21 protein-coding genes are annotated in these 22,091 nt (G+C 65.8%); 8 read left to right on the plus strand and 13 right to left on the minus strand.

What is annotated here, in order from left to right:
* Position 1 precedes the first annotated feature (1 nt).
* Positions 2 to 796 carry an SDR family NAD(P)-dependent oxidoreductase gene (locus ELS24_RS16500; protein ID WP_100855990.1) on the plus strand — a complete coding sequence of 265 codons (795 nt, stop codon included), beginning with the start codon at positions 2 to 4 and terminating at the stop codon, positions 794 to 796.
* A gap of 16 nt (positions 797 to 812) precedes the next feature.
* Here ELS24_RS16500 and ELS24_RS16505 read toward each other — a convergent pair whose 3' ends face one another.
* Positions 813 to 1,622 carry an IclR family transcriptional regulator gene (locus ELS24_RS16505; RefSeq protein WP_127184726.1) on the minus strand — a complete coding sequence of 270 codons (810 nt, stop codon included), beginning with the start codon at positions 1,620 to 1,622 and terminating at the stop codon, positions 813 to 815.
* A gap of 93 nt (positions 1,623 to 1,715) precedes the next feature.
* A complete protein-coding gene (ypfH, locus tag ELS24_RS16510) occupies positions 1,716 to 2,420 on the minus strand; it encodes an esterase (RefSeq protein ID WP_127184727.1) in 705 nt (234 codons plus the stop codon).
* A 176-nt stretch (positions 2,421 to 2,596) separates the two neighbouring features.
* On the opposite strand from ypfH, the gene ELS24_RS16515 reads away from it, so the two are divergent.
* The 5 genes from ELS24_RS16515 to ELS24_RS16535 all read left to right on the plus strand — a co-directional run bounded on the left by ELS24_RS16515 (position 2,597) and on the right by ELS24_RS16535 (position 10,090).
* Positions 2,597 to 4,087, plus strand: a complete 1,491-nt coding sequence (locus ELS24_RS16515) for an amino acid permease (protein ID WP_127184728.1) — start codon at positions 2,597 to 2,599, stop codon at positions 4,085 to 4,087.
* Positions 4,088 to 4,171: 84 nt separating this feature from the next.
* Positions 4,172 to 4,876, plus strand: a complete 705-nt coding sequence (imuA, locus tag ELS24_RS16520; protein ID WP_127184729.1) for a translesion DNA synthesis-associated protein ImuA — start codon at positions 4,172 to 4,174, stop codon at positions 4,874 to 4,876.
* Entirely contained in the window at positions 4,806 to 6,275 is a 1,470-nt protein-coding gene (locus tag ELS24_RS16525) for a Y-family DNA polymerase (protein ID WP_127184730.1), read from the plus strand. Before imuA ends, ELS24_RS16525 begins: the two co-directional genes overlap by 71 nt.
* A 10-nt stretch (positions 6,276 to 6,285) precedes the next feature.
* Positions 6,286 to 9,519 (plus strand): error-prone DNA polymerase, encoded by a 3,234-nt coding sequence (locus tag ELS24_RS16530; protein WP_127184731.1) that lies wholly within the window; start codon positions 6,286 to 6,288, stop codon positions 9,517 to 9,519.
* Between the two features lie 181 nt (positions 9,520 to 9,700).
* Positions 9,701 to 10,090, plus strand: a complete 390-nt coding sequence (locus tag ELS24_RS16535; protein ID WP_050446590.1) for an I78 family peptidase inhibitor — start codon at positions 9,701 to 9,703, stop codon at positions 10,088 to 10,090.
* A gap of 69 nt (positions 10,091 to 10,159) precedes the next feature.
* On the opposite strand, the gene ELS24_RS16540 is transcribed toward ELS24_RS16535, so the two are convergent.
* From ELS24_RS16540 to ELS24_RS16585, 10 genes are all read right to left on the minus strand, one after another.
* A complete protein-coding gene (locus tag ELS24_RS16540; RefSeq protein ID WP_127184732.1) occupies positions 10,160 to 11,134 on the minus strand; it encodes a LysR family transcriptional regulator in 975 nt (324 codons plus the stop codon).
* A 33-nt stretch (positions 11,135 to 11,167) separates the two neighbouring features.
* On the minus strand, positions 11,168 to 11,902 hold the full coding sequence (locus tag ELS24_RS16545) for an amino acid ABC transporter ATP-binding protein (RefSeq protein WP_050446591.1): 735 nt from the start codon (positions 11,900 to 11,902) through the stop codon (positions 11,168 to 11,170).
* An 11-nt stretch (positions 11,903 to 11,913) separates the two neighbouring features.
* Positions 11,914 to 12,603, minus strand: coding sequence for an amino acid ABC transporter permease (locus tag ELS24_RS16550; protein ID WP_050446592.1), 690 nt, complete (start codon positions 12,601 to 12,603; stop codon positions 11,914 to 11,916).
* Positions 12,596 to 13,285: an amino acid ABC transporter permease gene (locus tag ELS24_RS16555; protein WP_050446593.1), complete on the minus strand. Its 690-nt coding sequence runs from the start codon at positions 13,283 to 13,285 to the stop codon at positions 12,596 to 12,598. The genes ELS24_RS16550 and ELS24_RS16555 overlap by 8 nt, the downstream gene beginning before the upstream one ends.
* 31 nt (positions 13,286 to 13,316) lie before the next feature.
* On the minus strand, positions 13,317 to 14,138 hold the full coding sequence (locus ELS24_RS16560; RefSeq protein WP_127184733.1) for an ABC transporter substrate-binding protein: 822 nt from the start codon (positions 14,136 to 14,138) through the stop codon (positions 13,317 to 13,319).
* A gap of 68 nt (positions 14,139 to 14,206) precedes the next feature.
* A complete protein-coding gene (locus tag ELS24_RS16565) occupies positions 14,207 to 15,409 on the minus strand; it encodes an aminotransferase class I/II-fold pyridoxal phosphate-dependent enzyme (RefSeq protein ID WP_127184734.1) in 1,203 nt (400 codons plus the stop codon).
* Positions 15,406 to 16,086, minus strand: a complete 681-nt coding sequence (locus ELS24_RS16570; protein WP_100856002.1) for an RraA family protein — start codon at positions 16,084 to 16,086, stop codon at positions 15,406 to 15,408. Before ELS24_RS16570 ends, ELS24_RS16565 begins: the two co-directional genes overlap by 4 nt.
* Before the next feature lie 160 nt (positions 16,087 to 16,246).
* On the minus strand, positions 16,247 to 17,134 hold the full coding sequence (locus tag ELS24_RS16575; RefSeq protein ID WP_050446731.1) for a hypothetical protein: 888 nt from the start codon (positions 17,132 to 17,134) through the stop codon (positions 16,247 to 16,249).
* 33 nt (positions 17,135 to 17,167) lie between these two features.
* Positions 17,168 to 17,779 carry an LON peptidase substrate-binding domain-containing protein gene (locus ELS24_RS16580; RefSeq protein WP_050446597.1) on the minus strand — a complete coding sequence of 204 codons (612 nt, stop codon included), beginning with the start codon at positions 17,777 to 17,779 and terminating at the stop codon, positions 17,168 to 17,170.
* A gap of 10 nt (positions 17,780 to 17,789) precedes the next feature.
* Positions 17,790 to 18,224 (minus strand): carboxymuconolactone decarboxylase family protein, encoded by a 435-nt coding sequence (locus tag ELS24_RS16585; RefSeq protein ID WP_127184735.1) that lies wholly within the window; start codon positions 18,222 to 18,224, stop codon positions 17,790 to 17,792.
* A gap of 154 nt (positions 18,225 to 18,378) precedes the next feature.
* Between ELS24_RS16585 and ELS24_RS16590 the strand changes: the two genes are divergently transcribed.
* Positions 18,379 to 18,807 (plus strand): VOC family protein, encoded by a 429-nt coding sequence (locus tag ELS24_RS16590; protein ID WP_050446599.1) that lies wholly within the window; start codon positions 18,379 to 18,381, stop codon positions 18,805 to 18,807.
* A gap of 95 nt (positions 18,808 to 18,902) precedes the next feature.
* On the opposite strand, the gene ELS24_RS16595 is transcribed toward ELS24_RS16590, so the two are convergent.
* Positions 18,903 to 19,826, minus strand: coding sequence for a helix-turn-helix transcriptional regulator (locus ELS24_RS16595; protein ID WP_127184736.1), 924 nt, complete (start codon positions 19,824 to 19,826; stop codon positions 18,903 to 18,905).
* Positions 19,827 to 20,000: 174 nt separating this feature from the next.
* Between ELS24_RS16595 and ELS24_RS16600 the strand changes: the two genes are divergently transcribed.
* Entirely contained in the window at positions 20,001 to 22,064 is a 2,064-nt protein-coding gene (locus ELS24_RS16600; protein ID WP_127184737.1) for a TonB-dependent receptor, read from the plus strand.
* Positions 22,065 to 22,091: the final 27 nt, after the last annotated feature.

Genomic DNA, 22,091 nt, shown 5'->3' on the forward strand with positions numbered 1-22,091 from the left:
CATGGGCCAGCGCGTAAAAGACAAGGTCGCGCTGGTGTTCGGCGCGGGGTCGTCGGGGCCGGGCTGGGGCAACGGCAAGGCGGCCGCCGCGCTGTATGCCCGCGAGGGCGCGCGGGTCTACGCCGTGGATGTGCGCGCGGAAGCGGCCGAGGAAACCCGGCGCGTCATCGAAGCCGAAGGCGGGCAATGCGCCGCGCTGGTGGCCGACGTGACGCAGTCCGCGCAGATTCAGGCGGTGGTGGCGCGCGTGCTGGACGAAGCCGGCCGCATCGACATCCTGCACAACAATGTGGGCATCACCGAAATGGGCGGCCCCATCGAGGCCAGCGAGGAAAGCTGGCACCGCGTGCTGGACACCAACCTGACCGGCGTGTTCCTGACCTGCAAGCACGTGCTGCCCGCCATGCTGGCGCAAGGCGGCGGCAGCATCATCAATATCTCGTCGCTGGCGTCCATACAGGTCAACACCTACCCGTACACGTCCTATTACGCGGCCAAGGCGGGGTTGAACCATCTGACCCGGTCTCTGGCCGTGCGCTATGCGCCGGACAACATCCGGGTCAACGCGGTGCTGCCGGGCGTGATCGATACGCCCTTGATCTACCAGCAAATTGCCGGCCAGTTCCAGGACGTGGAAGCGATGCGCCAGCGTCGCAACGCCGCCAGCCCGATGGGCCGCATGGGCGATGCCTGGGACGTGGCGCACGCCGCGCTGTTCCTGGCCAGCGACGAAGCCAAGTACATCACCGGCGTGTGCCTGCCGGTGGATGGCGGCAAGGCCTGCGCGGGGCGCTAGTCCCTCCGGCGCACGTTCAAGGACGCGGCAGCAGGTCCGCCGACAACTCGGCCGCCGCGCGTTGCAATGCCGCCACCACGTCATGCAGGCGCGCGCCGGACAGGCGTGAGCGGATGGCCGCCACGCTCAAGGCGGCCACCACGTTCTGCTCGCGGTCCAACACCGGCACGCCCACGCCCAGCATGTCGGGAATGATGCGACCCGGGTTCAGCGCATAGCCCTGTTTGCGGGCGGCGGCAATGTCGTCGCGCAGCATGTCGGTGGATGGCAGGTCGGGCGCGGTGGTGGCGTCATAGCGGGCCAGCACCCGCTCGATATCGTCATTGGGCAGAAACGCCAGCAGCGCCAAGCTGCCCGCCCCCACGCCCAAGGGCCGCCTGTGCCCCACTTCCAAGGTCAGGATCTTGATGGGAAAGTCGCCCGTCTTGCGGTCCACGCACACGGCCTCGTGGCCGGAACGCACCGACAGGAAACTGGTGTCGCCGGTGGATTGGGCCAGCCGCAGCACGGCGGATTCGGCAATCGCCTTGATGCCGTGGCGGCTTTCGGCGGCCAGGCCCAGGATGTAGGACTCACGCCCCAGGCTGTACGTTTTCAGCTTGGCGTTCAGCGACAGAAAGCCTTCCTGCAACAAGGCCGCCAACATGCGATGCGCCGTGGGCGGGGTCAGGCCCAGGTCGCGTACGACGTCGCTCAAGGCCACGCCACGCGCGGGCGCGGCTCCCACATATTTCAGCAGGCGCAGCACGCGGAAAATGCTTTGCGCGCCACCGACCGCATCGGCGGCGCGCGGCGGAGCCGGCACGGAAGAACGGGCGGTGCTCATTGGATGCGGATCATCGGGGCATGGGTCATCGGGCTGTGGGTCATCGGGCTGCGGGTCATCGGGCTCTGCTCACGGGCTGTGTTCATCCCGCAATCAATGCACGGTGGTGCCATCGGGCGGTGTCTGGTTCAGCCCCAGGGCCGCTTCCCAGCTTCGCAGCGGCACGCAGGTCTGCAAGCGGACGATGGCGCGTTCGATCAGGGCGGGATGCAGTTCGTGGCCGACGTGGCTGGCGATGTCGATGGTGGAATCTCCGTGCAGCGCTTCCAGCCGGGCTTGCGCGGCCTGGATGTGGGACACGTTCATGACCGGGTCGTCGGCGCCGTGCAGCAGGTGCAAGGTGGTGAATTGCGGCGCAGCCTTTGGCAATTGCGCGTAGCGGCCCGAAAACGCGATGACGCGCCCGGCCATGCCGTCGTGGGCCTGCACCAGTTCCAGCGCCATGATGGCGCCCTGCGAAAAGCCCGCCACCGCGGTGTCCGATTGCAGCAGATTGAAGCGCGCTTGCGCCTCGCGCACATAGGCTTCCAGGGGCGGCATGGCCGCCGCCACGCGCTCGGCGCGGTTGTCTTCGCTGATGCCGCGTACCGAAAACCACTGGCGCCCCGCGCCGCCGCCATCAAAGGGTTCGAAGCCTTCGGGCGCCAGCACCGCCGCCATCGGGAAGGCCGCGCGCACGGCGTTGGCCAATGGCCGCAGGTTATCGGGTGACCCGCCCACACCGTGCAGCAGGATGAACAACTGGCGCACGTCGACGCCCGCCTCGGGTAGGAATTCAAGTGAACCGGTAGATGCCATGAAACTGCTCCGTGCTGGCTGGGGCTGCGGGACTGCGCCGCTGTCACAGCATTGTAAAATGCGCGGCGTTGGCCCTGGCCCCCTTTTGTTCCCGGGGGATGCCCTTGCCCCTCTTGGCAGCCCCCATAGCGGACCCTGCCTGAATGCCGCCGCGGCGGCCACTTTTCCCCCTTGCAATGCAAACACCGATTTCCGATTCTGGCGCCACCCCCGCCAGCCAGAATCAGCTGCACCGCGTGCTCAAGGCGCGCCACCTGACGATGATAGCGCTGGGCGGAGCCATCGGCACCGGCCTGTTCGTGGCCTCCGGCGCGGCCATTGCCGAAGCGGGTCCGGGCGGCGCCCTGCTCGTGTACCTGGTAATTGGCCTGATGGTCTACTTCATCATGACGAGCCTGGGCGAACTGGCCACCTTCATGCCAGTGTCGGGCTCGTTCTGCACCTATGCGTCGCGCTACGTAGACCCCGGCTTCGGCTTCGCGCTGGGGTGGAATTTCTGGGTCAGTTGGGCCACGGTCGTTGCCGTGGACGTGGTGGCCGCCCAACTGGTCATGGCGTACTGGCTGCCGGATACGCCGGGCTGGATCTGGAGCGTGGCGTTTTTAGCGCTGACATTCGGGCTGAACGCCTTTTCGGCGCGCAGCTTCGGCGAAGCCGAATACTGGTTCGCCCTGATCAAAGTGGTGGCCGTGCTGTGCTTCATTGCCGTTGGCCTGGGCATGCTGGTGGGCATCATCCACGGCGGCGACCAGGTCGGGCTGGCGAACTGGACCATCGGCGACGCGCCTTTCGTGGGCAACGCGGCCACCTGGGTGGGCGTGGCGATGGTGGTGGCCTATTCCTTCCAGGGCACCGAATTGGTGGGCGTGGCAGCAGGCGAATCCGAAAACCCGCGCCGCAACGTGCCACGCGCCATCAATAGCGTGTTCTGGCGCATCCTGCTGTTCTACGTGCTGGCCATTCTGATCATCGGCCTGCTGCTGCCCTATACCGACCCGCAATTGCTGCGCAACGACGTCGAAGACATCGCTGTCAGCCCGTTCACGCTGGTGTTCCAGCATGCGGGGCTGCTGTCGGCCGCCACCGTGATGAACGCGGTGATCCTGACGTCGGTGCTGTCGGCCGGCAATTCGGGCATGTACGCCGCCACCCGCATGCTGTTCAACATGGCGGCCGAAGGCCAGGCCCCGGCAGTGTTCAAGCGGCTGACGTCCAGGGGCGTGCCGCTGTACGCGCTGCTGGCCACCACGGCGCTGGCCTGCCTGTGCCTGTTCAGCGTGGTGTACAGCCCGAAGGCCGTCTATATCTGGCTGCTGAATTTTGCGGGCATGACGGAATTCATCGTGTGGCTGAGCATCGCGATGAGCCATTACCGGTTTCGCCAGGGCTACGTCAGGCACGGCTACGACACGGCCGACCTGCCCTACAAGGCCGGCCTGTTTCCCTTCGGCCCGGTGCTGGCCTTTGTGCTGTGCCTGGTGGTGACGCTGGGGCAGAACTACCAGGCGTTCCTGCAAGATCGCATTGATTGGATCGGGGTGGTGTCCACGTATCTGGCCATTCCGCTGTTCCTGGCGTTGTGGATCGGGCACCGCCTGGTGAAGAAGTCGCGCTGGGTGCGCTACGGAGACATGCGCTTTTATGGGCTGGATCGGGGCCACGGCTAGGCGCTGCTCCGCCCTTTCTGGTCACAAAGTCGCTACAAAAGCAGCGACAAAAACAGGGCTACAATACTGTATATTCATACAGTAATGATGACCCCTGAACGCATCCATCCCGCGTTGTGGCGCGCCACCCAGTTGGCCAAAGGCGCCGCGCGCACCCTGCCCACCGGGCACGCTTCGCTTTCCGCCGAGCTGCCGGACGGCGGCTGGCCGCTGGGATCCCTGATCGAACTGCTGACCCCGCACCCCGGCGTGGGCGAAATCCGCCTGTTGCGCCCAGCGTTGGCCCAATTGGAAACGCGTCGCCCCATTGCGCTGGTGCAACCGCCGCACGTGCCCCACATCGCCAGTTGGATGAGCTGGCGGCTGGATCCCCGGCAATTGCTGTGGGTGGCGCCGCAAAAACCCGTCGACACCCTCTGGGCCACGGAACAAATCCTGAAAAACGGCAGTTGCGGCGCGCTGATCTGCTGGCTGCCGCATGTGCGCCCTGAATCCCTGCGGCGGCTGCATCTGGCGGCCCAGGCCAGCGACCTGCTCTTCATTGCCATCCGCCCGGCCAAGGCCGCGCAGAATGCCACCGCCGCCCCCTTGCGGCTGGCGCTTGCGCCCGCCCCGGGCGGTTTGTCCGTCCATATTCTGAAGCGCCGGGGGCCCGTCTGCGACACCCCGCTGTACGTGGGCCTGGAGCCCGGCGCGCCGACACCGTCTTCCCCCCACCATGCGCCTCTGGATCGCCGCCTTCCTGCGCTGCCTGCCGCTGGACGTACTACGCCCGCACTGGCCGCATGAGGAACACGCCTTCGCCGTCCTGGACCAGGAACGCGTTGCCGCCCTCACCCCCGCCGCCCGCCAGGCTGGCGTCAAGCCGAGCATGCGCCGCGCCGGCGCCGCGGCCATCGCCCCGCAGGTGGAACTCTTGCCGCGCCAGCCGCAAGCCGAAGCCGACACCCTGCACGGCGCGGCGCTGGCGCTGCTGCAATACACCCCTGAAATTGCCTTGGGCGATAACGACACCGTGCTCTTGAACGTGGGCGCCAGCCTGATGTTCTTTGGCGGCCCACGCGCGCTGGCCCGGCGCATACGCGCCACCCTGCAAGCGCTGGACCTGCGTGTGTCCCTGGGCATGGCGTCCACCGCCCGGGGCGCCTGGCTGCTGGCGCACCGCCCCGGTCGCCGCGTGCCCCGGCGCACGCTCACCCTGCCCACTCTGGCCCGTCGGCTGGACGCACTGCCGTTGGCGCTGCTGCCCCAGGCCCAGGCGCGGCTGGACTGGCTGGGCGACATCGGCTGCCACACGCTGGCCGACCTGCGCGCCCTGCCGCGCGCCGGCCTGCAACGCCGCAGCACGCCGGATCTACTCCCCGCCCTGGACGCCGCCTACGGCCAGGCGCCCGAACTGTATCGCTGGATTGAACCGCCCAACCAGTTCTCCCGGCGCATCGAACTCATGGATTACGTCGAGCACACCGACGCCGTGCTGGCGGTGGCGCGCCGCCTGGCCGAACAACTGGGCGGCTGGCTCACCGCGCGGCAACTGGCGGTGCGGCGCGTGGTGCTCAGCATGGAACACGAACGCGGCCGCCATGCCCGCCCGCCCACCGAACTGGAACTGGCGCTGGCGCAACCGGTCTGGCAGGCGCCGCAAATCCTGCACCTGCTGCGCGAAAAACTGAACCACGTCACGCTGGAAGCCCCCGTCATCGCCGTGTCCCTATTGGCGCCCGACACCGTTGAGCAACCCGCCGTCAGCACCACGCTGTTTCCCGAACCCGGTGGCACCGCGGCCGACCACGCTCGGCTGCTGGACCTGCTGGTGGCCCGGCTGGGCCGCGATCAGGTGCGCCACGCCCATCCCACGCCCGACCACCGCCCCGAAGCCGCGAATTCCTGGGGCGACGCGTTGACTGCCCCGCGCCCGCCCCAGCCCCTGCCCCCCTTGCTGGACCGCCCCTTCTGGCTGCTGGAAACGCCGCTGGCCCTGAAGCTGTCGGGCCATCGCCCCCAATACGGCGGCCAGCCGCTGCGGTTGGTGCGCGGGCCGGAACGCATCGAAAGCGGTTGGTGGGACCCGGCCCTGACCGTGCGCGACTATTTCGTTGCCGAAGACGCGGCGGCCGCGCGCTACTGGATCTACCGCGAACGCGACGCGGAACACGCGCGCTGGTTCCTGCACGGGCTCTACGCCTGAGGCTGGCCACATGCAAGACGATCCCTACGACGCCCCCGATCCGTCCGAACTTTTGGCAACGCTACCCGGCTACGCCGAGCTGCAATGCCAGTCGAACTTTTCCTTCCTGCAAGGCGCCTCGCACCCGGAAGAGCTGGTCGCGCACGCCGCCGAACTGGGCTACGCCGCGCTGGCGCTGACCGACGAATGCTCGCTGGCCGGCGTGGTGCGCGCCCACATGGAAGCCAAGACCCAGAAGCTACCGCTGATCATCGGCGCCACGTTCCAGTTGCGCGCCGCGCCCGACGCCGCCCCGCTGGGGCTGACCCTGTTGGCGCAAACCCGCGAAGGCTACGGCAACCTGTCCGAACTCATCACGCTGGCCCGCACCCGCGCCCCCAAGGGCGAATACCGCTTGGCCCCCGACGACCTGACCCATCCGCCCCAGGGCTCCGAGCACCTGCGCCAAGTACCGGAATGCCTGGCCATCCTGACCCCCGCCTATGGCACCGACACCGACCGCCTGGCCGAGCAGGCACGCTGGTTGGCGCGTGTATTTCCCAACCGCGCCTGGGTCGGGCTGAACCTGCTGTACCGGTCACGCGACGACCAGCACCGCGCCGCCGTCGAACACGCCGCGCGCCAGGCCGATCTGCCCATCGTGGCGGTGGGCCAGGTGCAGATGCATGTGCGATCGCGCAAGCCCCTGCACGACACGCTGGCCGGCATCCGCACGCGCCAGCCCGTGGCTCAATGCGGCTACGAATTGTCTGAAAACGCCGAACAGCATCTGCGCACCCGCATGCGCCTGGCCAACCTGTATCCGCCCGACGCGCTGGCGCAAACGCTGGTGGTGGCCCGCCGCTGCGCGTTTTCACTGGACGAACTGCGCTACGAATATCCCGACGAGGTCGTGCCGCCCGGCCACACGCCCGCTTCCTATCTGCGTCAGGAAACCCTGGCCGGCGCCGCCCGTCGCTTTCCCGCCGGGGTGCCGGAAAACGTGGCCGGCCAGATCGAAAGAGAGCTCGACCTGATCGGCGAACTGCACTACGAAGCCTATTTTCTGACCGTCTACGACATCGTCCAATACGCGCGCCGCCAGGGCATCCTGTGCCAGGGCCGGGGGTCGGCCGCCAACTCCGCCGTCTGTTATTGCCTGGGCATCACTGCCGTCGATCCGGTCCGAGGCAACAACCTGTTTGAACGTTTCATCAGCAAAGAGCGCAACGAACCACCCGACATAGACGTAGATTTTGAGCACCAGCGCCGCGAAGAAGTCATCCAGTACATCTATGACAAATACGGACGCGACCGCGCCGCCCTGACCGCCGTGGTCATTTCGTACCGGCCACGCAGCGTGCTGCGCGACACCGGCAGCGCGCTGGGTGTGGACCTGGGCGTGATCGACGCCGTGGCGCGCGCGCACCAGTGGTGGGACGGCAAAAAGGAAATGCTGCGCACGCTGGGCGCCTGCGGGCTGGACCCGGAATCCCGCGTGGCGCGGCAATGGGCGTCGCTGGCGCAAACCATGATGGGCTTTCCGCGCCACCTGTCGCAGCACCCGGGCGGGTTCGTGATTTCACGCGGCAAGCTGTCGCGCCTGGTGCCCATTGAAAACGCCGCCATGCGGGACCGCAGCGTCGTGCAATGGGACAAAGACGACCTGGACGCGCTGAAACTACTGAAAGTGGACGTGCTGGCGCTGGGCATGCTGTCGGCCTTGCGCCGCACCCTGGAGCTGGCCGGCCAGCGTCGTGGCAAGCCGCTGGCCTTGCAAGACATACCCGAAGGCGACGAAGCCACCTACGACATGATCTGCGACGCCGACACAGTGGGTGTGTTCCAGATCGAATCGCGCGCGCAGATGACCATGCTGCCCCGCCTGCGGCCGCGCAAATATTACGACCTGGTCGTGCAGGTAGCCATCGTGCGCCCCGGCCCGATCCAGGGCGGCATGGTCCACCCCTACCTGCGCCGGCGCCAGGGCAAGGAAGACGAAACCTATCCCAGCGAAAAAGTGCGTGGCGTGCTCAGCCGCACCATGGGCGTCCCCATCTTCCAGGAACAGGTGATGCAGATCGCGGTGGTGGCCGCGGGGTTTACGCCGGGCGAGGCCGACCAGTTGCGCCGGTCCATGGCTGCCTGGAAACGCAAGGGCGGCGTGGACAAATTCCGCGTCAAGCTGGTGGGCGGCCTGCTGGCGCACGGCTACACGCTGGAATTCGCCGAAGCCCTGTTCCGGCAGGTAGAGGGGTTTGGCGAATACGGTTTTCCGGAAAGCCATGCCGCCAGCTTCGCCCTGCTGGCGTACTTCAGTTCCTGGCTCAAGCGCCACGAACCCGAGGCCTTCCTGGCCGCCCTGCTCAATTCCCAGCCCATGGGCTTCTACGCGCCCGCGCAACTGGTGCAGGACGCCCGCCGACATGGCGTCTGCGTGCTGCCCGCCGACGTCACCGTCAGTTGCTGGGATTCGGCGCTGGAAACCTTGCCGGCCGATCACCCCGGCGCCCAGCGACGCCCGCGCCCGCACTCACCCCCCGCCGAAGACACCCGCCCCGCCGTCCGGCTGGGCCTGGGCCTGATCCAGGGCATGCGGGAAGACGCCGCGCGCCGGATCGAAGAGGCTCGCGCAAAGGCGCCTTTCACCGACACCGGCGACCTGGCCCGCCGCGCCACGCTGAACCGCCACGACCTGAACGCCCTGGCCGCCGGCGACGCGCTGCGCACCCTTGCCGGCCACCGCCGCCAGGCCAGTTGGCAAGCCGCCGCCAGCGTGCAAAGCCGCGACCTGCTGCGCGACGCCGCCATCGTGGAAACCCAGGCCCCCCAGTTGTCGGCCCCGTCGGAAAACCAGACCGTGGCCGCCGACTACCGCAGCCTGGGGCTGACGCTGCACAGCCACCCGGTCGCCCTGTTGCGCGCGCAACTTGCCGCCCGCAATTTCCAGCCGGCCGAGGTCCTGAACAGCTACCCCGACAAGCGCGTGGCCCGCGCCTGCGGCATCGTCACCGTGCGCCAACGGCCCCAAACCTCCAAGGGCGTGATCTTCGTCACGCTGGAAGACGAAACCGGCCCCGTCAACGTGGTCGTGCGCCCGGAACTCATCGAACGCCAACGCCGCGAACTGCTGGGCGCCAAGCTGCTGGGCGTCTACGGCGCCTGGCAGAACGTGGACGGCGTGCGCCACCTGATCGCGCAACGCCTGGTGGACCTGTCCGACCTGCTGGGCGGGCTGGCGACGCATAGCCGGAATTTTCATTGAGGCGTCAACTGGCGGAAGCTAGTACTTTCCTCAGTAACCAAACCCCGCCATCGCAGCCCGCCTTGATCTCATTTCAACGCGGGCTTTTCACTTTTTGGCGCGCCGCCGCAACGCCAGATTACAGCGCGCCTAGGCTGGTCTATCATGGCTTTTTTCGTCGTGAAGTTGTAAGGAGCGATACATGATCCGCAAGCTGATCCCTTTCATTCTGGTTGCCAGCCTGACCGCATGCGCCAACACTGGAACGTCGTCGTCCAGCGCACCGGCAGCCTCCAGCTCCTCCAGCTCTTCATCCTCGTCCGGCGCCAGCTCGTCGGGCGGTGCTTCCTATGGTGGGTCGGGCTCGGCCATGCCGGGCTACGGTAGCAAAACCTGCGATGCCGCCGCGCTGCAATCGCAAATTGGCCAAAAAGCCACCACGTCCTCGATGGAAGACCTGCGTACGCGCAGCGGCAGTACCACCGCCCGCATTCTGCGCCCCGGCCAACTTGTCACCATGGAATACAACGCCACCCGTTTGAACCTGATCGTGGATGACAAAGACGTCATGACCGCCATTCGCTGCGGTTGATCTCCCCCCAAGCCCTGCGAGGACCCCACCCCGCCCCGGACTGGCCGACGCCTGACATCGCCGGCCGCCTCAGGCTTCGTCCGGCAAAGCGGCGGGCGGCGTGGGCGGCACGTGGGGCAGGAAGGCCCCCGCCACTTCAAACGCGCATTCCTCGCGCGCAATCTCGATCACCCGCGACACAATCGGGTTGACGATGTTCTTCTTGTGCACCGCGTAGTAATTGATGGTGGGCAGGTCGGGTTCCACATTCAGCTGGCATAGCGCGCCGCGTTCGACCAGTGGCGCGAAGTAGGCGCCAGGCAGATAGCTGATGCCCAGCCCCAGCATCGTCAGTTGCGCCATCATCCCCAGGCTGTTGCAGGTCAACACCCGCTTGACCGACAAGCCCTGTTCGGCGAACCAGGCGTCGTACAGATGAGACAGCGCGGAATTGGTCGGCTGCGAAATCACCGGATACGGCGCCAGGTCCTGCGGCGACAAACGCGCCTGCAAATCGATATCCAGCGCGGGGCTGGCCATCCAGACGTTGGTGACGCCCCCCAGGTGAATGCCCTCGTATTGATAGCTCCAGAACGGGCCAGGCATGATGGCCAGGTCCAGTTGGTCTTGGTCCAGCCTTTCGTACAGCGTAATGCCGCCGTCGATCTCGGGCATCAGTTGTACGCGCGGGTAGCGCAAGCTGATCTGGTTGATCAGCCGCGCCAGCCACGTCATGCCCACCAGCTCGGTCACCCCCAGCCGTATCACGCCTTCGAAACTGGCCGGGTCGGCCATGTTTTGCACGATGCGGCTGTTCAAATCCAGCATTTCACGCGCCAGTTCAAACAGCTTGCGCCCTTGCGGCGTCATGACCAGTTTCTTGGCCCGGCGCTCGAACAAGGGCGACCCGGCAAAGGCTTCCAGTTCGCCCACCCGCTTGGCCACCGCCGATTGCGTGGTGTGCAGTTTCCGGGAAGATGCGCTGAAGCTGCCTAGCTCGGCGCTCCAGTAAAAAGCCTCTAGCTGTTTAAGGGTGTACATCGCGGCGGTGGATGCGAAACGCATGAAAGCCCTCACGTTACCATCGCCGCCACGGCCCTAGCCGCGTGGGTGCAGGATGTCGGCCAGAAAGCGCTGTGCGCGCGGATGCGAGGGCGCGCTGAAAAAGCGCTCGGGCGTGTCCACCTCAAGAATCTCGCCACCGTCCATGAAGACGACCCGGTCGCAGACGTCACGCGCAAAGCCCATTTCGTGGGTCACGCAGACCATCGTCATGCCGTCCTTGGCCAGGCCCTTCATCACCTGCAGCACCTCGCCCACCATTTCCGGGTCGAGCGCGCTGGTCGGCTCGTCGAACAACATCACCGGCGGCTGCAACGCCAAGGCGCGCGCAATCGCCACGCGCTGCTGCTGGCCGCCCGACAGCGCACCAGGGTAGGCGTCGATCTTGTTCAGCAGTCCCACCCGATCAAGCAGCGCACGCGCCAATTCCACCGACTGCTTGCGCGGCTGCTTGCGGATATTGACCGGTGCGAAGATCACGTTTTCCAGCACGCTCATGTGCGGAAACAGGTTGAACTGCTGGAACACAAAGCCGATCTTCTGACGCAGCGCATTCAGGTTGGCGCCCTTCTGGTAGATGTCGGCTCCGTCGATCAGGATGCGACCTTTCTCGATGGGTTCCAGCCGGTTGATCGTGCGGATCATGGTTGACTTGCCCGAGCCCGACGGCCCGCACACCACCAGCACTTCGCCACGCGCCACGGACAGGTCCACGTCTTTCAGCACGTGATGGTCGCCATACCACTTGTTCACTTTTTCAAGCTTGATCATGATTCTTTCCGTTAAGCCATGGCGCGCGAGCGGCGGATACGCAGGTCCAGCCAGCTCAAGCCGCGGCTCAGGCTGAAGCACACCAGGAAATAGATAATGGCCAGAATGCCGAACACCTGCAGCGGCTGCGTCAGTACCAGGTTATTGATTTGATTGGCCGCAAAGGTCAGCTCGTTGACACTGATGACATAGCCCAAGGACGTTTCCTTGATCGTGGAGACGAACTGGCTCGTCATGCTGGGCAGCACGTTGAACAGCGCCTGCGGCAGCACCACCTTGCGCATCGTCGTCCAGTAGCCCACGCCCAACGAACGCGATGCCTCGATCTGGCCGCGCGGCACCGCCTCGATGCCCGACCGGATCACCTCGGACAAGTAGGCGCTTTCATAGACCACCAGCGCGAAGATCAGCGTCCAGAAACCGCTGACCACCTGCCCCGTCAACTTGGGCACCACGAAGTACGCCCAGAAGATCAGCATCAGCAGCGGCATGCCGCGCACCACGTTGACCAGCGCCTTGCTGGCGGCCCGCAACGCGCCGAATGGGCTGACTCGGGCCAGCGCAATCAACAGCGCCAACGGTAAGGACATCAACAAGCCCAGCGCCGCCAGGATCAGCGTCAGCGCCAGCCCGCCCAAGGGCCCGTTGGGGTATTGGCCGACCAGCAGCGTCGGCCAGTATTGCATCAGCAGGTCAAGCACCGTGGCCTCCGCGATTCAAGCGATAACGGGCGTAGACGCGCGACCCCACCGCCATGATCAGGAACGATCCCAGCAGGTACATGATCGTGGCCGCGCCGAAGGTGGCGAAGGTGCGATAGGTTTCATTTTCAATTTCGCGCGCCTGATAGGTCAGCTCCATCACGCCGATCGCCATCGCCACGCTGGTGTTCTTGAACAGCAGCAACGCGCGGCCGACCAGCGGCGGAATGGATATGCGCAACGCCTGCGGCACGATCACGTAACGCATGCATTGCAGATAGCTTGCGCCCAGCGCGCGCGCCGCCTCGAACTGCGTCCACGGTATGGCGCGCAGGCCGCTGCGGATGTCCTCGGCAATGTACGCGGCCGACCCCAACGCCAGCGCAATCGCGGCCAGCGACATCTCGGCGTTGTGATCGTAGAGCCACAGCCGCAGCCCTTCGGGCAGCAGCTCCGGCATGCCGAAATACCAGAACAACACCTGCACCAACAGCGGCACGTTGCGGTGGTATTCCACATAGGCGTCCACCACCCAGCGGCATGGCGCCAGGTTGGTGGCGCGCACCACCACCAGCGTCACCGCAATGGCGAAGGCCATGACCCAGGCAACGAAGAACAGTTGCACGGTAACCACCATGCCGCTGAGCAGCAGCTGGTATTGGGATGCATCTAGCAAGCTCATAAAGCGTCGGCCCTTGGCGGTTGCGCGGCCATCAGCCGGCGATGGGGCCGATCTTGAACCCGCGCTCCAGCTTGTAGGGCGTGGTGGGGCCGAACCACTTGTCGAACAGCTTGGCCGCCGCGCCCGAGCTCTCGGCTTCGTCCAGCGCCTGGTTCACGGTTTGCAGCATGCGCGTCTCGGACTTGCGCACACCCAGGCCCCAGGGTTCGTCAAACACCGACTTGCCGATCACGCTGACGGGCGCCGTGGGCGGGCTTTGCAGCACCAGGCGCACCAGCACCAGTTCCGACGCAAATTGCGCATCCACCTTCTTTTGCTGCAAGGCCAGGTAAGTGGCCGAACTGTCGCCATAACCAATCACCTTGGACTTGTCCAGGATGCGCTTGATCTCGCGTTCCGAGCTGGAGCCCTTGGTGGCGCCAATGCGGTGGCCGTTCAGCGCTTCGATGCTGTCCAGGCCCGAGTCCTTGCGCACCAACAGCTTTTGCGGGCTGACGTAGTAAGCATGGCTGAAGGAAATCTGTTCAGCGCGATCCGGCGAATAGCCCAGGTTGGCGGCCAGGATGTCCACGCGCCCTTCATTCAATTCCGGCACGCGCGCCGCCACCGACAGCAGCTTGTAGCTGATCTTCACGCCCAGCTTGTCGGCGACGAGCTTGCACACGTCCACGTCATAGCCCACCAACTGGCGGGTGGCGCCGTCCTGGAAGCTGAACGGCTGCGACGTGCCCAACGTGCCGCAGACGAGTTCGCCGCGCGCCTTGATGTCGTCGACTTGATCCGCTTGCGCGGTGGCGCCCAGCGCCAGCGTGGTCAGGCCCAGGCAGGCCGCGAAGATGGAGTGGCGTTTCATGGTTGATTCCCCTTGTGTGTTGTGTGGTGGTCAAACGGTCTTGCGTAGCGTGGTGTGCCGCCTGGCGTTCAGGCCAGCTTGGCGCAGGCCTCGCGAATGGCGGAACATCCTTGCTTGATATCTTCCAGCGACGCGGCGAACGACAGCCGGAACGTGCCGGGCGCGCCGTAGGCGTTGCCGTCGATCACGGCCACGCCCGCCTCGCGCAGCAGGTAGTGCGTCAGGTCGGTGTCGGTGGCGATGACGTCGCCAGCGGGCGTTTTTTTGCCCAGCAGGCCCGAGCAGTCCGGAAATACGTAGAACGCGCCTTGCGGCACGACGATGCTCAGGCCCGGCGTACCGGACAACTCGGCAACCGCCAGGTCGCGGCGCGTTTTGAAAACCTTGGCGAATTCGGTCACGCAATCCTGTGGGCCGGACAGGGCCTCAAGCGCCGCCGCCTGGCTGACCGACGACGCGCCCGACGTGCTTTGTGATTGCAGAATCGCCATCGCCTTGATCAATTCGTCGGGCCCCGCGCCATAGCCGATGCGCCAGCCCGTCATGGCGTAGGCCTTGGACACGCCGTTGACCACCAGCGTGCGGTCGGCCAGTTCGGGCGCCACCTGCAGCGGATGCACCGTCGGCTCGTCCGTGAAATTGAGCCGGGCATAGATGTCGTCCGTCATCAGCCAGACGTGCGGATGGCGCTTGAGCACGTCGGTCAGCCCACGCAATTCGTCGGCGGTATAGACCGAGCCGGTGGGGTTGCTGGGCGCGTTCATCATCAACCACTTGGTGCGCGGCGTGATGGCTTGTTCTAGCGCCTGGGGCGTGAGCTTGTAGTCCGTGGCCGGCAAGGTCTGCACCACGACCGGCACCCCGCCGTTGACCAGCACCATGTCGGGGTACGACACCCAGAACGGCGCGGGGATCAGCACCTCGTCGCCGTCATTCAACGTGGCGGCCAGACCATTGAAAATCACCTGCTTGGCGCCGGTGCTCACGATGATCCGCGCCACGGGATAGTCCACGCCCGTGGCCGCTTGAACATGGCCGCGCGCGGCACGGCGCAACGCCGCCGTGCCCTGGGCAGGCGGGTATTTGGTTTCGCCACGGTTCATCGCGGCGGTGGCGGCCTGGCGGATATGTTCCGGCGTTGAAAAGTCGGGTTCGCCAATCGTCAGGTCGATGATCCGGCGGCCTTGTTCGCGCAGTTCGGCAATGATGGCGCGCGCGGCAACGCTGGGCGACAGCTTGATGCGCTTGATGCGGTCTGCAATGATGCTCATTTGGCGCCGCCCGTCTTTTCGGCAATGGTCTTTGCCAACCACGGCTTGGTGTAGGTGCCGGCACGCAGCTTTTCCTTGGCCACGGCTTCATCGGCTTCCTTCTTTTGCGCCAGGGCCAGTACGGCGGCCGCGTGTTCGGCGGGAATCACCACCACGCCGTCGGCATCGCCCACGACCACATCGCCCGGGTTGACCACCTGCCCGCCCACGGACACCGGCACGTTGATTTCGCCCGGGCCGTCCTTATACGGACCCTTGTGCGACACGGCACGCGCGAAGCAGCCGAATTCGCCTTGGCCAAAGACGTCCACGTCGCGCACCGCGCCGTCGATGACAAAGCCCGCGATGCCGCGCGACTGCGCATCCATCATCATCAGCTCGCCCACCAGCGCGTTACTGGCATCGCCCGCGCCATCGACAACGATGACGTCGCCCGCCGCGCCCATCGAAATCGCCTGATGGATCAACAGGTTGTCACCGGGACGGGTCTTGACGGTCAGCGCCAGGCCGACCATGCGGCGCGTGCCGCCATGCATCGGGCGCAGGCCCGACACGCCGTACAGGCGATTCATGCAGTCGCTGATCTGGGCGGAGCCGATATCGGCAAAGCTGGCCAGCACGTCGGCGGCCACGGCCGGCGCCGACCGAGAAAGAATGCGAAATCCGATGGGAGTCATAAGAAAGTCGAGGGGGATGAATGCGTCAAGCGATTAAGCGAATACGCATTACAAAGCCCCGCGCACCTTTCCTCAAAACGATATAAATTCCCAGCTAATCAGGAATTTTTTTCGTGCATACGCTCGTTAAGGGTTATCCCTTATTCGTAATCGGGGGAGCTTAATCGTCCCCGCCGCCGTTGGCGGCCCGCGCTTCCGACAGTGCGATCGTCAGGTTGACGACCTTCTTCTTCAACTGGTCGCGCTCTTCCGTCACGCGCGCCAACACCCCACGCAATCGCGCCACTTCGGCTGGCAAATCGGCGATGTGTTCGATCGGCACCTCGGGCGGGGCTTCGCGGGGCGGCGGCGCCTTGGCCAGGCGCACTTCGCGCGCGGCCTGTTGCAGTTCTTTCTTGCCGCCCGCCACCGCCGCCGCCTGGCGCTCGGGCGGCAAGGACGCGACTGCCGCCGCGGCATTGATGGAAATCGCGCCCTCTTTCACGGCGCGCACCAGTTCCGGCGCGGCGGCTTTCTGAATCTTTTCGATCTGCCCCAGGGTATTGCTGCTGATGCGCGCGGCGCGTGCCAGCGCCTGGCGGCTGGGCACGGGCGGCGTCCATGACATGTTGGGCGGCAGGCGCGGGGCGCCATCGGCGGCGGGCGCGCCGTCGTCCTCATCCCAGGGCGGCGGTCCATCCGCCTGCTGCGCGTCAGGCGCGGTCTCGGGCGCCTCGGGCGGTGTGCGCGCCAGCAAAATTTCTTTCTTGCGCAAGGCCAGCACGCCGCGCTGGAAGTCCGACACGCTACGGCGTCCCAGGTGGTTTTCAATCATCCACAGATGTACGTCTTCCATCGACTTGAACGTGGTGTTCTGGCGCGTCTGGAATTCAATGCCGTGTTTCTTGCACAGGGCGTAACGGTTGTGCCCGTCCACCAGCAGGTCGCCCCACAGCACCAGCGCATCGCGGCAGCCTTCGGCCAGCAGGCTGCGTTCCAGCGCCTCGTGCTCGTCTTCGGTCAAGGGGTCTATGTAGGCGCGCAGGCCCTCGTCTATCCTGATTTCCATGGTGTCCAATTCGTTGATCTTGTCGGGCTGACGCTACGTCAGCCCCTGGCCGCGCAGAAAATCCTGTATTGCTTCCAGCCGTGCCACCGGGTCCGTCAGGCCCAGCAGACGGGTCTTGTCATCCGGCGGCAGGGGCAGCAATTCGCACCAGCGGTCCGCCACCCAGCCGCTGTCGTCCAGCCGGAATGGCGGCGCAATCGGCATCTTGTCGGCAGGCACGCCCTCTTGCTGCCATTGCGCAACCAGCCGCCCCAACGCATCGGCGCTGGGCTGCATGGAGGCCGGCACGGGCGTGGGCGGATCGTCGGCAATGGGCTCGGCCTGCCCCATCCAAAGGCCGTATTTTGCCACTTCGCTGGAAAGCAGCCGAAACCGACTGCCGCCAATACAGCGCACTTGCAGCAAGGCGGGCATGGGCGCGTCCCAAGAGGCGATGCGCGCCATGGTGCCCACCGACGCAAGCGTCTCCACGCCCTCGGGCGAACGCACTTCGCTACCCGCCAGCAGGCCCACCACGCCGAACTCGCTGCCATCCGCGATGCAGCGGCGGATCATATCCAGATAGCGCACCTCAAAAATGCGCAGATGCAGCACGCCGGCGGGGAACAGTGCGTTGGATAAGGGAAACAGCGGAATCAGCGCCATGGCCGGCTCCTTATTTGATGTCGGAATCGTTGACGGAAGCACTAAGGTCAAATGCGGCATCCACCGGCACCTGCATCGCCGTCACCATTGCGTTGGTCTGCGCCGCCATGCCAATCACCGACAGCAGTTCCGCATGCTGGCCGTCGGTCATGCCCCGGGCCTTGGCCGCCGCCGTGTGCGAATGCACGCAGTACGAACAACCATTGGCAGTGGACACGGCGATATAGATCATCTCGCGCACCAGCGGCGACAATTCGCCGTCGGCCATCATGACTTGCTTCAACTGCGCCCACACGCGCTGCAATTGCAGGGGATCGTTCGCCAGCGCACGCCAGAAATTATTCACGAAATCAGACTTGCGCGTCGCCCGGATGTCTTCGAACACCGCCCATGCCTCAGGGCTTTTACGGACTTCGTCGTCCGATAGCAGTTTGACCGTGCTCATGCCATTTATCCTATGTGAGGCCCATGCCAGGCCGAATTTGCCGTCAAGCGGCTACAGTGCGTACTTTGCCGGCTTCTTCGGGTACCGTGGGCCGGGTTTTCCATCATAGTGCGGCAGCGCTGCGCGCACCCGCCCCCCAAAAAAAGGAAACATCATGCCCCAGCTATCCGCCTATCTCAGCTTTGACGGCAACTGCGCGGACGCCATGCGCTTTTACGAGCGCGTGCTGGGCGGCCGCCTTGAAACGCTGATCCGCTACGCCGACGCGCCGTCGGACGCGGCCATGCCCGCGCTGTCACCCGAGGACGCCGAACGCGTCATGGTGGCGCGCCTGGTGCTGGACGAGCAGACGCTGCTGGGCAGCGACGCCACCAGCGGCCATCCTTATCCCGGCAAGCAAGGTATTGCCCTGGCCCTGGTCTACCCCACCGTGTCCGACGCCCAGCGCGTGTTCGATCAATTGGCCGACGGCGGCAACGTGACGATGCCATTGCAGAAAACATTCTGGGCAGACGCGTATGGGGCGTTGCTGGACCGCTTTGGAACGCGCTGGATGGTCAGCGGCGGCAAGATCACGCATTAAGCGTGTGGGCGTGGCCCGGCCATGCCCACACGCGGCTTGGCCGCCACGTAGTCGCCCCCGTAAGCGCGCGGATCCCCCGCCGCGCCGTCGACACGTCAGGCGCGCCGCTTGCCGAACACGGACTTCGGCGTGCGTCCGTGAAAGCGCGTGAAGGCCGCGCTGAAATTAGCGGGGTGCCGGTAGCCCACGCGATACGCCGCCTGCGCCACCTGGCACCCGGTTTCCAGCAATTCCCAGGCGCGGCGCATGCGCAGTTCGGTCAGCATCCGATGCGGGCTGGTGCCGTACAACTTGCGAAAACCTTCCTTCAGCTTGAACTCGTTCAAGCCCGTGGCCAGGCACAGGTAGGCCACGGTCAGGTCGCGGTCCATCTGTTCCTGCATCAAGGCGCGCACCGCTTCCAGCCGCGCAATATCGGCCTGACTAAGCCGACCCGGTTCAGACATGGGCGCCAGGCCGCGCAGTTGCCGCGACAGCAGCGTCAATGCCCGGATGTGCGCGTCCAGCGGGTCCTGGCCTGACGCCAGTTCCAGCGCGGCCGATGCCAGGTCAGGCGCGGTGCGGCCCTGCGCCAGACGACGAAAACCGCCCGCGCCCAGCAGGCTTTCCGCGCGTTCAACTCCCGCATAACGGCGCAGCACCTGTTCACCCACCAACAGCCGCAATTGCGAAACGGTGGCGCCGCCCAGATAGCGGCGCTCGCCCCGGACGCGCTGAAATGCGGTGACCGTCGTGGTGCCACCACGGAAATCCAGCGCGGCGCCATCGGCGCCTTGATAAGCCGACACGCCCTGCATCGCCAGCGTAATCACCAGCGTGCGCGCGCCATGCCCGGCGGCATTCTCTTCAATCAGGTCGCGCCTTGGGGTGTATTGCGAATGCACCAGCGTCAATCCCTCATCCAGTTCCATGCGGTCCGCGTGGCAATCGCCCAGGTCGGTCGGCAAGGCCAGGCGATGCCAGCCCACGCGGGGGCTCGGGCCGGGTTGGGCAAGCAGCGAAGAAACGCGTATGGGCATGGGGATTTCCTGGTCCGGCGGCGTAGGCAACGGCAAAAAAAGCCGCGCCGCCGACTTGCATACGGATGGATCCGGAATGCATATAAATGTGAATGATAGTTGTTCGCATAAAGAAATACCATCCTTCGGACGGCCGCAATGCATAGCGGTCGCGATGTCCGCACAGGAAGCCCGATGCCCCACCCCGCTCCCCTCACGCCCATCCGGGCCTTGATCTGCCTGGCCTTGTTCTGCCTGACGCTGGCCCCGGAAACGCAGGCGCAGAATCGCGCTGAAAGTCCCGTCCAGGTTTCTACCCCCGCCCCCGCCGAACTGCCCGCCATCACCGTCACGGCCGACAAGCAGGAACGCGCGTTGGAAGACGTGCCCACCAGCCTGTCGGTCTTTGACGGCGACCTGCTGGACGCGCAAGGCATCCACAGCGTGGAAGCGTTGCAGACCATCACGCCAGGTTTAAGCTTTCAGCCCTTTGGCCAGGCCGGCGTCAATTCGGCCGTGATGCGCGGTTTGTCCGCCAACTTCTTTTCGTTCTCGACGTCCACGCTGCTGGTGGTGGATGGCGTGCCGACCTTGATGGCGCAAGGCTACGACGACCAACTGCTGGCCATCGACCGCGTCGAAGTGCTGCGCGGCCCGCAGTCCACGCTGTACGGCCGCAATGCCGAGGCCGGCGTCATCAACATTCACACACGCCAGCCCGACAACACCTTGCGCGGCCAGGTCTCCGCCGAGATCGGTAGCCGCGACCTGCGCGTCATGCGTTTCGACCTGAGCGGCCCGCTGATCGAAGACCGCCTGGCCGCCAGCGTTGCCGGCACGTGGCGCAGCCAGCACGGCTTCATCGACAACACGTACACCGGCCAGCGCGAAGACGACCGCGAATTGCGCAACGGCAAGGTCGCGCTACGCTGGACGCCATCGGCCCGCACCGACGCCACGCTGCGTTACGCGCAAGTGGACTACCGCGACGGCGCCGCGCTGTGGGGGTCACCGGCCGCCCCGCGCGACACGGTTGCCTCTGGCACGCCCAGTTGGAACCACTCCATCGGCCGCAGCGCATCGCTGTCCGTGCGCCACGATTTTGACTCGGGTCTGCGCCTGTCGTCCGTCACCGCCTGGAACGATTTTCGTGACCGCGTGCAGCAAGACACCGACTTCCTGCCCGCCGACCTGCTGCATATCCGGCGCGATCACCAGTTCAGCACTCTGTCGCAGGAACTGCGGCTGGAAGGCGAATGGCGCCACGCGCGCTGGCTCGTCGGCCTGTATGCCGACGGTGACGATCACCACTTGCGCAACACCCAGAAAATGCCGATGGGCCTGACGGAAAGCGTCGTCAAGCTGCGCGGCAATTCCACGGCGGCGTTCACGAACTGGACGGTGCCGCTGGCCGAACGCTGGACGCTGGAAGCCGGCGCGCGCATCGAACGCGACCGCGTCCGGTTCCGGCCCGAAGCAGCAGGTCCAGGTGCCGGCGCGGGCGGCAGCACTCGCACCGCCGACTGGACGCGCGCCACCCCTCGCGTGGCCTTGCAGTACTCCTTCGCGCCGCGCCAGCAGGTCTACGCATCCCTATCCGATGGCTTTCGCGCGGGCGGCTTCAACGTGTTTTCCCCCGCCGCCGACTACGCTGCGTACCAACCCGAGACGCTGCGTTCCTACGAAATCGGCGCCAAGGGCTGGTTGCCGGGCAATCGACTGCGCTACGCCAGCGCTTTCTACGTGATGACGGTCAAGAACATGCAGGTGCAGCAGATGCCCGTGCCCGGCCTGGTCTACGTCACCAATGCGGCCTCGGCCCGGTCGATCGGCGCCGAATTCGAGCTGGAATACCTGTTGGGCGACGGCTGGTCGATGCAAGCCGGGCTGGGCCTGAACCGCACGCGATTTGCCAGCTTCATGGATGGCGCCAACGACTACAGCGGCAATCAAAACCCCTTCGCGCCGCGCATCAACGGCTATGTCAGCGCGCGCTACGACGCCCCCGCCGGCTGGTACGCCCAGGCCTCGCTGACCGGCGCCGGCCGCGTCTACCTGGATGCCGCCAACCGCTATTCCCGCAACGGTTATGGCCTGGTCAACCTGGCCGCCGGCGTCACCGTGCGGCGGGTCGAAGTTTCCGCCTACGTTAACAACCTGGCCAACCGCCGCTACGACGCCGTGGGCTATCAAAACGGCATTGTGACCGTCTATAGCCCGCCGCGCGAAGTTGGCTTGCGCTTCACCTGGCGCATCTGAGTCCGGCCCATCCACTTAGCCTGAACC

It is taken from the genome of Achromobacter spanius (genome assembly GCF_003994415.1).
GTDB classification, from domain to species: domain Bacteria; phylum Pseudomonadota; class Gammaproteobacteria; order Burkholderiales; family Burkholderiaceae_B; genus Achromobacter; species Achromobacter spanius_C.

What these genes read in the sequence shown, in the direction of transcription:
- ELS24_RS16500 (WP_100855990.1), top strand. Translation starts at nt 2, where the DNA reads ATGGGCCAGCGCGTAAAAGACAAGGTCGCGCTGGTGTTCGGCGCGGGG.
- ELS24_RS16505 (WP_127184726.1), bottom strand. Translation starts at nt 1,622, where the DNA reads ATGAGCACCGCCCGTTCTTCCGTGCCGGCTCCGCCGCGCGCCGCCGAT.
- ypfH (WP_127184727.1), bottom strand. Translation starts at nt 2,420, where the DNA reads ATGGCATCTACCGGTTCACTTGAATTCCTACCCGAGGCGGGCGTCGAC.
- ELS24_RS16515 (WP_127184728.1), top strand. Translation starts at nt 2,597, where the DNA reads ATGCAAACACCGATTTCCGATTCTGGCGCCACCCCCGCCAGCCAGAAT.
- imuA (WP_127184729.1), top strand. Translation starts at nt 4,172, where the DNA reads ATGATGACCCCTGAACGCATCCATCCCGCGTTGTGGCGCGCCACCCAG.
- ELS24_RS16525 (WP_127184730.1), top strand. Translation starts at nt 4,806, where the DNA reads ATGCGCCTCTGGATCGCCGCCTTCCTGCGCTGCCTGCCGCTGGACGTA.
- ELS24_RS16530 (WP_127184731.1), top strand. Translation starts at nt 6,286, where the DNA reads ATGCAAGACGATCCCTACGACGCCCCCGATCCGTCCGAACTTTTGGCA.
- ELS24_RS16535 (WP_050446590.1), top strand. Translation starts at nt 9,701, where the DNA reads ATGATCCGCAAGCTGATCCCTTTCATTCTGGTTGCCAGCCTGACCGCA.
- ELS24_RS16540 (WP_127184732.1), bottom strand. Translation starts at nt 11,134, where the DNA reads ATGCGTTTCGCATCCACCGCCGCGATGTACACCCTTAAACAGCTAGAG.
- ELS24_RS16545 (WP_050446591.1), bottom strand. Translation starts at nt 11,902, where the DNA reads ATGATCAAGCTTGAAAAAGTGAACAAGTGGTATGGCGACCATCACGTG.
- ELS24_RS16555 (WP_050446593.1), bottom strand. Translation starts at nt 13,285, where the DNA reads ATGAGCTTGCTAGATGCATCCCAATACCAGCTGCTGCTCAGCGGCATG.
- ELS24_RS16560 (WP_127184733.1), bottom strand. Translation starts at nt 14,138, where the DNA reads ATGAAACGCCACTCCATCTTCGCGGCCTGCCTGGGCCTGACCACGCTG.
- ELS24_RS16565 (WP_127184734.1), bottom strand. Translation starts at nt 15,409, where the DNA reads ATGAGCATCATTGCAGACCGCATCAAGCGCATCAAGCTGTCGCCCAGC.
- ELS24_RS16570 (WP_100856002.1), bottom strand. Translation starts at nt 16,086, where the DNA reads ATGACTCCCATCGGATTTCGCATTCTTTCTCGGTCGGCGCCGGCCGTG.
- ELS24_RS16575 (WP_050446731.1), bottom strand. Translation starts at nt 17,134, where the DNA reads ATGGAAATCAGGATAGACGAGGGCCTGCGCGCCTACATAGACCCCTTG.
- ELS24_RS16580 (WP_050446597.1), bottom strand. Translation starts at nt 17,779, where the DNA reads ATGGCGCTGATTCCGCTGTTTCCCTTATCCAACGCACTGTTCCCCGCC.
- ELS24_RS16585 (WP_127184735.1), bottom strand. Translation starts at nt 18,224, where the DNA reads ATGAGCACGGTCAAACTGCTATCGGACGACGAAGTCCGTAAAAGCCCT.
- ELS24_RS16590 (WP_050446599.1), top strand. Translation starts at nt 18,379, where the DNA reads ATGCCCCAGCTATCCGCCTATCTCAGCTTTGACGGCAACTGCGCGGAC.
- ELS24_RS16595 (WP_127184736.1), bottom strand. Translation starts at nt 19,826, where the DNA reads ATGCCCATACGCGTTTCTTCGCTGCTTGCCCAACCCGGCCCGAGCCCC.
- ELS24_RS16600 (WP_127184737.1), top strand. Translation starts at nt 20,001, where the DNA reads ATGCCCCACCCCGCTCCCCTCACGCCCATCCGGGCCTTGATCTGCCTG.